Origin of the sequence: Streptomyces sp. NPDC003077 (assembly GCF_040611095.1) — a bacterium.
Lineage (GTDB): Bacteria > Actinomycetota > Actinomycetes > Streptomycetales > Streptomycetaceae > Streptomyces.
In genome coordinates this window covers 1-11,828 of record NZ_JBEXNM010000066.1, presented here as the reverse complement: position 1 = coordinate 11,828, position 11,828 = coordinate 1, and the positions used below count along the sequence as shown (strand labels likewise).

Annotated in this window: 8 protein-coding genes and 1 pseudogene; 3 read left to right on the top strand and 6 right to left on the bottom strand. The window is 74.6% G+C overall.

Annotated elements, in window-relative coordinates:
• Nucleotide 1 precedes the first annotated feature (1 nt).
• From ABZX96_RS30945 to ABZX96_RS30930, 4 genes are all read right to left on the bottom strand, one after another.
• On the bottom strand, nt 2-1,192 hold the full coding sequence (locus tag ABZX96_RS30945; RefSeq protein WP_355550772.1) for an acyl-CoA dehydrogenase family protein: 1,191 nt from the start codon (nt 1,190-1,192) through the stop codon (nt 2-4).
• A gap of 173 nt (nt 1,193-1,365) precedes the next feature.
• A complete protein-coding gene (locus tag ABZX96_RS30940) occupies nt 1,366-2,334 on the bottom strand; it encodes a DUF979 domain-containing protein (protein WP_355550770.1) in 969 nt (322 codons plus the stop codon).
• Nucleotides 2,331-3,041 (bottom strand): DUF969 domain-containing protein, encoded by a 711-nt coding sequence (locus ABZX96_RS30935; RefSeq protein ID WP_355550768.1) that lies wholly within the window; start codon nt 3,039-3,041, stop codon nt 2,331-2,333. Before ABZX96_RS30935 ends, ABZX96_RS30940 begins: the two co-directional genes overlap by 4 nt.
• 330 nt (nt 3,042-3,371) lie before the next feature.
• Nucleotides 3,372-4,097 (bottom strand): GntR family transcriptional regulator, encoded by a 726-nt coding sequence (locus ABZX96_RS30930; protein ID WP_355550767.1) that lies wholly within the window; start codon nt 4,095-4,097, stop codon nt 3,372-3,374.
• A 282-nt stretch (nt 4,098-4,379) separates the two neighbouring features.
• Between ABZX96_RS30930 and ABZX96_RS30925 the strand changes: the two genes are divergently transcribed.
• Genes ABZX96_RS30925 through ABZX96_RS30915 form a run of 3 tightly spaced genes read left to right on the top strand, consistent with a single transcriptional unit; the run spans nt 4,380 to nt 6,723 of the window.
• Complete coding sequence (locus ABZX96_RS30925) at nt 4,380-5,156, top strand: 5-oxoprolinase subunit PxpA (protein ID WP_355550765.1); 777 nt, start codon at nt 4,380-4,382, stop codon at nt 5,154-5,156.
• 50 nt (nt 5,157-5,206) lie between these two features.
• Nucleotides 5,207-5,845, top strand: a complete 639-nt coding sequence (gene pxpB / locus ABZX96_RS30920) for a 5-oxoprolinase subunit PxpB (protein WP_355550813.1) — start codon at nt 5,207-5,209, stop codon at nt 5,843-5,845.
• Nucleotides 5,842-6,723, top strand: coding sequence for a biotin-dependent carboxyltransferase family protein (locus ABZX96_RS30915; RefSeq protein WP_355550763.1), 882 nt, complete (start codon nt 5,842-5,844; stop codon nt 6,721-6,723). The genes pxpB and ABZX96_RS30915 overlap by 4 nt, the downstream gene beginning before the upstream one ends.
• Before the next feature lie 148 nt (nt 6,724-6,871).
• On the opposite strand, the gene ABZX96_RS30910 is transcribed toward ABZX96_RS30915, so the two are convergent.
• Both ABZX96_RS30910 and ABZX96_RS30905 read right to left on the bottom strand, forming a co-directional pair.
• Complete coding sequence (locus tag ABZX96_RS30910; RefSeq protein WP_355550761.1) at nt 6,872-10,519, bottom strand: hydantoinase B/oxoprolinase family protein; 3,648 nt, start codon at nt 10,517-10,519, stop codon at nt 6,872-6,874.
• A gap of 451 nt (nt 10,520-10,970) precedes the next feature.
• Nucleotides 10,971-11,828 (bottom strand): annotated as a pseudogene (locus ABZX96_RS30905) (HEAT repeat domain-containing protein); the annotation flags it as partial.

Sequence of the window (11,828 nt, the reverse complement as noted above, 5' to 3'; positions counted from 1 at the left end):
CTCAGGGCGCCTCCCAGGGGTCGCTGCCGTCGAGCAGGTCCGTGGCCACGGTGGTCAGCAGCACCTCGGACGTCCCGGCGGCCAGGGTCAGTCCCGGCGCCTCGCGCACCGCCGGCACCAGGTCGGGGAAGCCCGTGGACGGGTGGCGCGGGGAGGCCGCCAGCGGTCCCAGGAGCCGCCAGGCCAGCCATGCCACCCGCTGGGCGAGTTCGCTGGTCCACCATTTGGCGCCGGCCGCCGCGGCGGCGTTGCGCCGACCCAGTTCCACGTCCCGGACGGCCCGCCAGGCCAGCAGGCGGGCGGCTTCGATCTCGGCGTCCAGCCGCCGCAGGCCGTGGTCCCGGCAGGCGTCGGCCAGCAGACCCCGCGCGGCCAGTTCGGCCGTCATCCGGTCGAACCAGCGCCGGGCCTTCCCCGCGTAGTTGACGCCCGTGCGTTCCAGACCGAGCGCCTCGGTGACCAGCGACCAGCCCTGCCCGGGCCGCCCCACCAGAGCGTCGCCGGGCAGCCGGACGTCACTCAGCCGCACGCGGTACAGACGCTCGTGATTGAGGGTGCCGAGCGGTTCGACGACCACTCCGGGGACGTGCAGGGGCAGCACGAACAAACCGATGCCGGCGAATTTCTTGCCGCCACCGCCGTCACCGCCGTCACCGCCACCGCCCGTGCGCGCGGCCAGCACGCCGAATTCCGCCAGTCCGGTCCGCGCGTTCCATTCCTTCGTCCCGTCCACGCGCCACCCGCCGGGCACCGGCACGGCCCGGGTGCTCATGCCGCCGAGGTCGCTGCCGACGTCGGGTTCCGTGTAGAGGACGGCGAACACTGTCTCGCCGCGCGCCATTCCGGGGAGGAACCGGGCACGTTGTTCCGGGGTGCCCGCCTTGAGGAGGGTGGCTCCGGCGTTGTCGATCGTGTTGACCCGGACGCTGTCCGGAATGCCGTGCAACCCCATTTCCTCGGCCACCACGGCGGACGCGTAGGCGCTCAGGCCCAGCCCGCCGTAGTGGCGCGGCCAGTGCGGGGCGAGCCAGCGGCGGGCGCCGAGCGCCTGGTAGACGGCGGCCGGGTGGGGGCACTCGTCATCCCGCACCGCCCAGACGCGCGCCAGTTCCTCGCGGACGAAGGGTGCGTCGAAGAGTTCGCGTACGGCCGCGCGTAATCCCGCTTCACCTACGGTTGCTGATTCCCGCATGGCAGTTCCCGGTGGGAGGCGACTGCGACCGGAACGACTCCTGCGCCGCGCACGGAGAGTGACGACGCAGTCGACGACACCGCTGTCCCACACTTACGCGGCTGGCCCAAGTCGAGTCAAGGGGTGGGCCGTCGCGGCTTGCCGGGCCCCGGAATCCGGGTCACGCGGCGTGGTCAGAACGCGAAGAACGCCATGATGGCCACGTTGCAACCGAGCAGCACCACCGCCGTGGGGGCCTGGGCCTTGATGGGCCCGTACTGGTCCTTCAGCTCCAGCAGCGCCGCCGGGACGATGTTGTAGTTGGCGGCCATCGGGGTCACCAGCGTCCCGCAGAACCCGGCCAGCATCCCGACGGCGAGGACGGCCGCGGGGTTGCCCCCGAAGTGCTCGATCAGCACCGGCCAGCCGACCGCCGCCGTCATCACGGGGAAGGCGGCGAACGCGTTGCCCATCACGGTCGTGAACGCGAACATGCCGACGCAGTAGACGAGGACCGCGACGACGCGGGAGTCCTCCGGGAGGACGGCGGTGGCGATCCGGCCCACCTGGTCGCCGACGCCGGAGACCTGGAAGATGTTGCCCAGGGTGGCGAGCATCTGCGGCAGCAGCATCGCCCAGCCCATCGCCTCCAGCATCGAACGCCCCGCCTGCACGGGCACCGAGACCCGCCTCTCCCGCAGCATCACCATGCCGACGACCAGCGCGCAGACCGCGCCGATGCCGAGCCCCAGGATGGTCTCGCTGCCTTCCTGGAGGACGGGTTGGCCGCCGATGGAGAGGTGCTTGACTCCGACGGCGCACGCCATCGCCACGACGGGGATCGTCAGAGCGGGGACGAACAGCCGGTTGCCCAGCCGCCGGGCGCTCGCCGCGCGCTCCTCGGGCGTGGTGGTGCGCGGCGTGCCGCGTCCGGTGCGGCCGAACCCGGCCAGCGCGGCCATCACCAGGACGGCGGCGCCCAGCGGTTCGGCCGGCGCCTTCTTCTCCACCACCCAGGTGCTGTAGATGAAACCGGCGCCGATCAGCCCCCAGAAGGCGGCGGTGCCCCGGCGCCGGGGGTTGCCGCGGTCGGTGTACATCTGCGCGGCCATGACCAGGAAGCTCAGGCCGACGAGCCAGTAGAACCACTCCGCCTTGATCACTTGGCTGCCTCCGGGGCGACGGCCGGCTCGACGCCGGCGATGAGCAGTTCCCGCTCCAGACGGCGGTCCAGCCGCAGCAGCCGCCAGCCGTGCGCCAGGAAGGCGCAGACCGCGGTGGGGATGGCCCACAGGGCGAGGTGCAACGGTTCCAGGTGCGTGCCGTACGTGGTGTTGACGAACCCGGTGATCAGCAGGATCGAGCCGACGGCCAGGAAGACGTCCTCGCCGAAGAACAGCCCGACGTTGTCCGCGCTGGCGGAGAAGGACCGGACGCGCTCGCGCACCGGGGCGGGCAGCGCCCCGTGCTTGCGCTCGGCCGCGCCCTCGGCCATCGGGACGGCCAGCGGACGCACGGTCTGGGCGTGCCCGAAGACGGTGGTCAGCCCGGCCGCCGCGCCGAGCTGGCGCAGTCCCAGGTACAGGGCGAGGAACCGGCCGGTGGTGAGCCGGCCGAAGCGGGCGATCAGGTTGCGGGCCTGTTCCTGGAGGCCGTAGCGCTCCAGCAGGCCGATGACGGGCAGGGTGATGGCGAAGATCGTCACCGCCCGGCTGCCCGCGAAGCCGTTGCCGAACGCCGCCAGGATCTCGCCGGGCGACAGCCCGCCGAGCAGGCCGGTCACGATGCCCGCCACGCCCACCACCAGCAGTGGATGACGTTTGGTGGCGAAACCCACCACCACGAGGAGCACACCGAGAAGCACGATCATGGGTCCGCCTTCACCTCCGGGACCCCACGGGGACCGTGAGGAGAATGCCGTGGACCTTAGAGGATTGTTCAACGATCCGACAAGGGTTGGGGCGCATGTTCCGGGGTCACTTGAGGCACGAGGCGGCGGGGAGGCGGGCGCGCACCGGGCCCAGGGCTCGCGGGGCAGCGGCCCGGCCTGGGCCCGTAAGGCACAGCCCGAACGAGGCCCGCCCGCACCCGCGAAGAGACGGCCCGGCCAAGGCCCGCGCGCACCCCCGAAGACACGCCCGCGCGCCCTGTGAAGACACCGCCCGGGCCGGGGCCTACCGCCCGGCGGCGAAGGCGGACCTCACCCCTCCGACATGCGCTGCGCGTACGCCCCGGACAACTGCGCCCGCGAGTCCTCCAGGTAGGCCCGGAGCAGCGTCTCGGCCTCCACCGGGTCCCCGGCCTGGAGCGCCTCGACGATCTGCCGGTTGCGCGTCAGGTACGGCGCGTGGAACCGGCGTGGATCGTCCATCACATGGAAGACCAGCCGCAGTTCGGCCAGGACCCCGCGCATCAGCTCGTCCGTGCGCGGGCTGCCCACCAGGGCCACCAGGGCCTGGTGGAAGCGGAGGTTCGCGGTCCCCATGTCGCGCCAGGAGCGCTCCAGTCCCGCCTGCTCCCCCGCGAACACCGCGGCTTCCAGCGCCGCCACGTCGTAGGGCGGTTCGCCCAGGTTCCGTACGGCCGCGCACTCCACGAGCGTGCGCACCCGGTAGATGTCGTCCAGGTCCGCCACCGTCACGACGCGGACGAACACCCCGCGGTTGAGCTCGTGCACCAGCAACCGCTCGTGCGTGAGCAGCCGGAACGCCTCGCGCAGCGTGTTGCGGGAGACCTTCAGCGCGCCGCCGATGCTCTCCTCGGACAGCCGGGCGCCGGGCGGGAAGTGGCCTTCGGTGATGCGGTCCCGCAGGATGTCGGCGACCCGCTCCGCCGTACTGGCGCGGTTCAGCAGCGCCCGGTCCGCCTCCAGCACCGCGAACTCGGGGGGCCGCCGCCGGCCGTCCCGCGTCATTCCGCCCGTCATCCCGCACCTCGTCCTCGCGCGCTTCGGTTCGGGTCCCGCCCGCCCTGGTTCAGGCGCCCCGCCCCTGGTTGTCAGCGGAAGTCAATCTCAGATGAGAGGACGAGACAACACACCTCTTGTCGGATCGTTCAACGATCCCGTACGTTGTGCGCAACGCCGGTCGGCCCGAGTGCCCTTCATGAGGAGAGCCACTACGGATACGGGCCGACCGGTCCCGCACCCGTGCGCGTGGCACGTCGTACGCGCCGTCGTCCCTCCCGGAACCCCCTGGAACGGAACCGCATGAGCCAACCGGTGAGCCCTGCCCCCGTCGACCTGAACGCCGATCTCGGAGAGGGCTTCGGCCACTGGCGGCTCACCGAGGACGAGGCCCTGCTGTCCGTCGTCACCAGCGCCAACGTGGCCTGCGGCTTCCACGCGGGCGACCCGAGCACGATGCGGCGGGTGTGCGAGACCGCCGCCGAGCGCGGGGTCACCGTCGGCGCCCAGGTCTCCTACCGCGACCTGGCGGGCTTCGGCCGCCGCGCGATGGACGTCCCGCCGCGCGAGCTCGCCGACGAGGTGACGTACCAGATCGGCGCCCTGGAGGCCTTCGCGCGGGCCGCCGGCACCCGGGTGTCCTACGTGAAGCCGCACGGCGCCCTCTACAACCGCTGCGTGCGCGACGCGTCCCAGGCCGCCGCCGTCATCGAGGGCGTCCTGGCCTTCGGCACCCCGCTCCCCGTCCTCGGCCTGCCCGGTTCCCGCCTCCACGAGGCCGCCGCCGGGGCCGGACTCCCCGTCGTCACCGAGGCGTTCGCGGACCGCGCGTACACCCCCGAGGGCACCCTCGTCCCCCGCACCGAGCCGGGCGCCGTCGTCCACGACCCCGACGAGGTCGTCAAGCGCGCCCTGAGCATGGCCCGCGACCACGTCGTCACCGCCGTCGACGGCAGCAGCGTGGAGATCGCCGCCCGCTCCCTGTGCCTCCACGGGGACACGCCCGGCGCGGTCGCCCTGGCCCGCCGGGTGCACGCCGAACTGACGGCCGCGGGCATCGAGGTCCGGAGCTTCGCGTGACGCGTACGGAAGGGGCCCCCGGCACCCGCGCCCTCCCCCGTATCCCCCGTATGAGACCGCTCCCCGTCGGCGACCACGGCCTGCTGATCGAACTGGACGACGCCCCGGCCGTCGAGGCGCTGCACGCCGAACTGCTGCGCCGCGCCGCGGCCGGCACCCTGCCGCCCGTCCGCGAGATCGTCCCGGCCGCCCGCACCGTCCTGCTCGACGGCCTGGCGGACCCGGCGCGGCTGGCCGCCGAGCTGCCGTCCTGGCACCTCGCGCCGCCCGCCGCCGGGGACCGGCCCACCGTGGAGATCCCCGTCCGCTACGACGGCCCGGACCTCGCCGACGTCGCGGCCCTGTGGGGCGTGCGCCCCGAAGAGGTCGCCGGGCTCCACTCCGGCACCGTCTTCCACGTCGCCTTCTGCGGCTTCGCCCCGGGCTTCGGCTACCTGACCGGCCTCCCCGAGCGCTACCACGTCCCGCGCCGGGCGACCCCGCGCACCAAGGTCCCGGCCGGCGCGGTCGCCCTCGCGGGCCCGTACACCGGCGTCTACCCGCGTTCCTCCCCCGGCGGCTGGCAACTGATCGGCACCAGCGACGCGGTCCTGTGGGACCCGGAGCGCGACCCGGCGGCCCTGCTCGCCCCGGGTACCACCGTGCGCTTCGTCCCGGTGGAGCCGCGCCCCTCGGGAGACGCGCGATGACCGACCGCGCCGTCCACGTCGTCCGGGCGGGCGCCCTGACCACCGTCCAGGACCTGGGCCGTCCCGGGCACGCCCACGTCGGGGTGCCGCGCGCGGGCGCGCTGGACGAGCCAGCGCACCGCCTCGCCAATCGCCTCGTCGGCAACCCGGAGCACGCCGCCACCCTGGAGACCACGGTGAACGGCTGCGCCGTACGGGTGCGCACGGCCACGCTCGCCTCGGTCACCGGCGCGCCCTGCCCGGTGACGGTCGACGGCCGTCCGGCGCCCTGGGGAACGGCGGTACGGGTCCCCGCCGGCGCCGTCCTGGAAGCGGGCCCCGCCACCCACGGCCTCCGCTCCCACCTGGCGTTCGCGGGCGGCGTCGCGGTCGACCCGGTGCTCGGCAGCCGGGCCGGCGACCTGCTCTCCGGCCTGGGGCCCGCGCCGCTGACCGAGGGCGCGGTGCTGCCGCTCGGCCGGCCGTACGGGCCGCCGCCGGCGGTGGACGCCGTCCCCCACCCGGGCCCGGTGACGGAACTGGTCCTCCCTGTGGTGCTCGGCCCGCGCGACGACTGGTTCACCCCGACGGGTCTGCGCACCCTGGCCACCGGCCGCTTCCGCGTCTCCCCCGCGAGCAACCGCATCGGCCTGCGCACCGAGGGCCCGTCCCTGGAGCGCCTGAAGGACGGCGAGCTGCCGAGCGAGGGAATGCCCCTGGGCGCCCTCCAGGTCCCACCGGACGGCCGCCCCGTCCTCTTCCTCAACGACCACCCGACGACCGGCGGTTACCCGGTCATCGGCGTGGTCCCGCCCCGCTTCCTGCCCGCCACCGCCCAGGCGGTCCCGGGCACACCGGTGCGGTTCGTCCCCCGGAGGGCGCGGGGCGGGGGGCGGTAGCGCGGACTCGTAGGGGCGGTGGTTCGTAGGGGCGGTGGTTCGTAGCGACGGTGGTTCGTAGCGACGAAGATCCGCAGACGGCGGCTCGCATACGGGCGGGCCACCGTCCCGGCCCGCGGAAGCGCAGGCAGCGAACGGACGCGCCCCCTCAGCCCCCGCTCGGCTCCCCGTACCCCCCGCCCCCCGGCGTCCTGATCACCAGCACGTCGTCCACCTCGGCCGACGCCGCGTCGCAGCCCCCCAGTTCCTCCACCGGTCCGCCGCCCGCCCGTTCCAGCAGGTTGGCGCCGAGCGCCCCCGGCTCGCCGCCCGCCATGCCGTACGGGGGGACCCTCCGGTGACCGGACAGCAGGGCCACCGTCACCGGCTCCAGGAACCGCAGCCGCCGCTCCACGCCGTTGCCGCCCCGCCACCGGCCGCGCCCGCCGCTGCCCTCCCGTACGGCGAAGGAGTCCACCCGCACCGGGTAGCGCCACTCCAGCACCTCGGGGTCGGTCAGCCGGGAGTTGGTCATGTGGGTCTGCACGGCGTCCGCGCCGTCGAACCCGTCGCCCGCGCCGGAGCCGCTGGCCACCGTCTCGTAGTACTGCACCCGGTCGTTGCCGAAGGTCACGTTGTTCATCGTGCCGGAGCCCTCGGCCTGGACGCCGAGCGCGGCGTACAGGGCGCCGGTGACCGCCTGCGAGGTCTCCACGTTGCCCGCCACCGTGGCGGCCGGGAAGGCGGGCGCCAGCATCGAGCCGGGCGGGATGCGCACCTCTACCGGCTTGAGGCAGCCGCTGTTGAGCGGGATGTCCTCGGCGACCAGCGTCCGGAAGACGTACAGGACCGCCGCCATCACCACCGAACTCGGGGCGTTGGCGTTGCCGGGCTGCTGCGGCGAGGTGCCCGCGAAGTCGAGAACGGCGCTGCGCGCGGCGCGGTCCACCGTCAGCGCCACCCGGATGACCGCGCCGCTGTCGGTCTCGTACCGGCAGGCGCCATCCTTCAGGCGCTCGATGATCCGCCGCACCGACTCCTCGGCGTTGTCCTGCACGTGCCCCATATAGGCGCGGACGACGTCGAGCCCGAACTCGCCGATCATCCGGCGCAGTTCGCGGATGCCCTTCTCGTTGGCGGCGATCTGGGCGCGCAGGTCGGCGAGGTTGGCCTCGGGCGCCCGCGAGGGGTACGGGCCGCTCGCCAGCAGCGCGCGCGTCTCCTCCTCGCGCAACCGGCCGTCGCGGACCAGCAGCCAGTTGTCGAAGAGGACGCCCTCCTCCTGGATGGTGCGGCTGAAGGCGGGCATCGAGCCGGGCGTGATCCCGCCGATCTCGGCGTGGTGCCCGCGCGAGGCGACGAGGAACAGCAGCTCGGGCGCCACCCCCGGAGCACCCTCCTCGGCGAAGACGGGCGTGACGACGGTGACGTCCGGCAGGTGCGTCCCGCCGTGGTACGGGTCGTTGATCGCGTACACGTCGCCCGGCCGCAGTTCGCCCGCGTCGCGCCGCCGCCGGAGCACCTCCTTGATCGTCTCGCCCATCGAGCCGAGGTGGACGGGCATGTGCGGCGCGTTGGCGATCAGGTTGCCCTCGTGGTCGAAGAGGGCGCAGGAGAAGTCCAGCCGCTCCTTGATGTTGACGGAGTGCGCGGTGTTCTCCAGACGGACGCCCATCTGCTCGGCGATGGCCATGAAGAGGCTGTTGAACACCTCCAGCATCACCGGGTCGGCGTCCGTGCCCACCGCCGGTTTCCCCGTCCGCTCCCGCACCCGCGTCAGCAGCAGGTGGCCCCGCTCGCCCGCCGTCGCCCGCCAGCCCGGGTCCACGACCGTGGTCGCGTCGTCCTCCGCGACGATCGCGGGACCGGTGAGCGTGTCGCCGGGGCACAGCCCGGCCCGCTCGTACAGGTGGGTGTCCTGCCACCGGCCCTGGGCGAACATCCGGACCGTCGCCACCGGCCGCAGCGCGCCCTCGCGGGCGCCGGTCGGCGCCTCGTGGCCGGAGACGCCCCCCGCCGCGCCGCTCGCCTCGACCGAGGCCGCCTCCGCCACCAGCGGCTTGTCCATCGTGAAGGCGTAGCGCGCCCGGTGCGCCCGTTCGAACTCCGCCGCCATCGCCCCGGCGCCGTCCAGCGGCACCGCGAGGGCGGAGTCGGTGCCCGCGTACCGCAGCAGGACGCGCGCGCGGACGGTGACGCTCTCCTCGGGCACGCCCTCCGCCACCAGTTCGCTCCGGGTCCGCGCCGCCAGCCGGTCGCAGACCTCGCGGATCCGGCCCTCGGTGGCCGCGCTCAGCTCCACCTCGACCGCCTCCTCCCGCATGGCGGTGGCGTCGGCGACGCCGATGCCGTACGCGGACAGCACACCGGCCAGCGGCGGGACGATGACCGTGCCGATGCCCAGCGCGTCGGCGACCGCGCAGGCGTGCTGCCCGCCGGCGCCACCGAAGCTGGTCAGCGCGTAGCGCGTGACGTCGTAGCCGCGCTGCACGGAGATCTTCTTGACGGCGTTGGCCATGTTCAGCACGGCGATGTCCAGGAACCCGGCCGCCACCTCCTCGGGACCGCGCCGGTCCCCCGCCGCCGCGGCCGTCTCCTCGGCGAGCCGCGCGAACCCGGCCCGGACGGCCTCCGCGTCCAGCGGCTGGTCGCCGTGCGGCCCGAAGACGGCGGGGAAGTGGTCCGGCTGGACGCGGCCGAGCATGACGTTGGCGTCCGTGACGGTGAGCGGGCCGCCGCGCCGGTAGCAGGCGGGGCCGGGCACCGCGCCCGCCGAGTCGGGGCCGACCCGGTAGCGCCGCCCGTCGAAGTGCAGGACGGAACCGCCGCCCGCCGCGACGGTGTGGATGTTCATCATGGGCGCGCGCATCCGGACGCCCGCCACCTCGTTGCCGAAGAGGCGTTCGAACTCCCCGGCGTAGTGCGACACGTCGGTGGACGTGCCGCCCATGTCGAAGCCGATCACCCGGTCGTGCCCGGACCCGTCCGCCGTACGCACCTCGGCGGCCGACCGGACCATGCCCACCACCCCGCCCGCGGGTCCCGACAGCACCGCGTCCTTCCCCCGGAACCGCTCGGCCCGCCGCAGCCCCCCGTTGGACTGCATGAACATCAGCCGGATACCGGGCAGCTCGGCCGCCACCTCGTCCACGTACCGGCGCAGGATCGGCGACAGGTAGGCGTCCACGACGGTGGTGTCCCCGCGCGGGACGAGCTTCATCAGCGGACTGACCTCGTGCGAACAGCTCACCTGCGCGAAACCGGCCCGCCGTGCCAGCTCCGCGACGGCCTTCTCGTGCGCGGCGTGGCGGTAGCCGTGCAACAGGACGACAGCCGCGCTCCGCAGGCCGTCCCGCCGGGCCCGTACGAGGGACGCGTACAGCTCCTCGGTCTCCAGCGGCCGGACCACCCCGCCGCGCGCGTCCACCCGCTCCGGGACCTCGATCACCCGCTCGTACAGCGCCTCGGGAAGAACGATCCGCCGGTCGAAGATCCGCGGCCGGTTCTGGTAGGCGATGCGCAGCGCATCCCGGAACCCCTCGGTGATCACCAGCACGGTCCGCTCGCCCGTGCGCTCCAGCAGGGCGTTGGTGGCGACGGTGGTGCCCATCTTGACGACGGTGACGCGGTCGGCCGGCACCGGCTCGCCGGGCGCCAGCCCCAGCATCCCGCGGATACCGGCGACCGCCGCGTCCCGGTAGCGCTCCGGATGGTGCGACAACAGCTTTCCGGTGACCAGCCGGCCGTCCGGCCGCCGCCCCACGATGTCGGTGAACGTCCCGCCGCGGTCGATCCAGAACTCCCAGCGTCCGGTCATCCGCCCATTGTGGCAGCGGCGCCCGGGACGGGGCGGGTGCCGGGCCGGGGCGCGTCCTGGAGGCTTGGGCCCTCCAGGGGCCTTGGGCAGCCGTACGAAAACGAGTGGGGCGGGCCCGGCACGCCGCCCGCCCGCGAAGGCGAAGGGGGCGGACCGGCCACGATGACCTGCCCGCGAAGGGAAGCGGCGAGCCGGTCCACGGCAACCCGCCCGCACAGGCAAAGGCGGTGAGCCGGTTCACGACGACCCACCCGCGAAGACGACGGGGCCGTGCCAGCCCACCACAACCCGCCGCCCGGACCGGCGCAAGCGAAAGGGCGGACCGGTCACCGGCACCCCTCGCGCACGCGAAGGGGCGGGCCGCCCGCCCGGCCCGGCACAAGCGAAGAGGCGGCCCGGCACAAGCGAAAAGGGGGCGGACCGGCCCCGGCCCGCCCCCCACGCCGCCACCTCACCCCGCCGACGCCCCCGGCGCCAACCGACTGCGCACCGCGCTCTGCACCCCATCACGCTCCGCCGGATCCGCCGCCAGCAACCGCAACTGCTCCTCCACCCGCGCATCCCCACCCACCGCACGCACCGCCCCCAACTCCCGCGTCGCCTCCTCACAATCCCACAAACACTCCACCGCCAACCCCCGCCCAAACCCCTCATCCACCAACGCCAACGCCTGCGCCGCCCCACCCCGCACCACCGACGACACCGCCTCCCGATACACATGCCGCACCACCGGCGCCGCCGACACCACCCCCAACCGCCCCACCCCCTCCACCAACAACCCCACCCCCACCGCATCCACCCCCGCGGTGCGCACGCGCTCCCGCAACACCGACGCCACCAACCCCCCGTCCCTCCGCAAGCCCCAGCGGCCCAGCCACCCCGCCGCCGCCACCCCCAACCCATCCGCGCGCCCCTGCGCCCACACCCGCATCCGCGCCAACGCGCCCTCCCCCCGCAGCCGCGCCACCGCCGCCAACGCCGCCTCCTCCCCCTCCGGACCCGCCTCCGCGCAGGCGTGCTCGATCAACTCCAGCACCGCCCCGTCCCCCACCGCCGCCAGATACTGCAACGCCGCCGCCCGCGCCCCCACCGGCCCCGACACCGCCGCCCCCCGCACCACAGCGCGCTCGCCCTCCTCGGCCACCGCACCCAGCAACCGCACCGCCGCCGCCACCCGCCCCGGCTCCTCCCCCGCCCAGGCCAGCACCCGCTCCGTCCCCCACCCCGGCCCCGGACCCCGCCCCGACAACTGCCGCTGCCACCGCTGGAAACACCCCGCCTCCCGCGCCGCCCGCACCCGCGCCCCCAC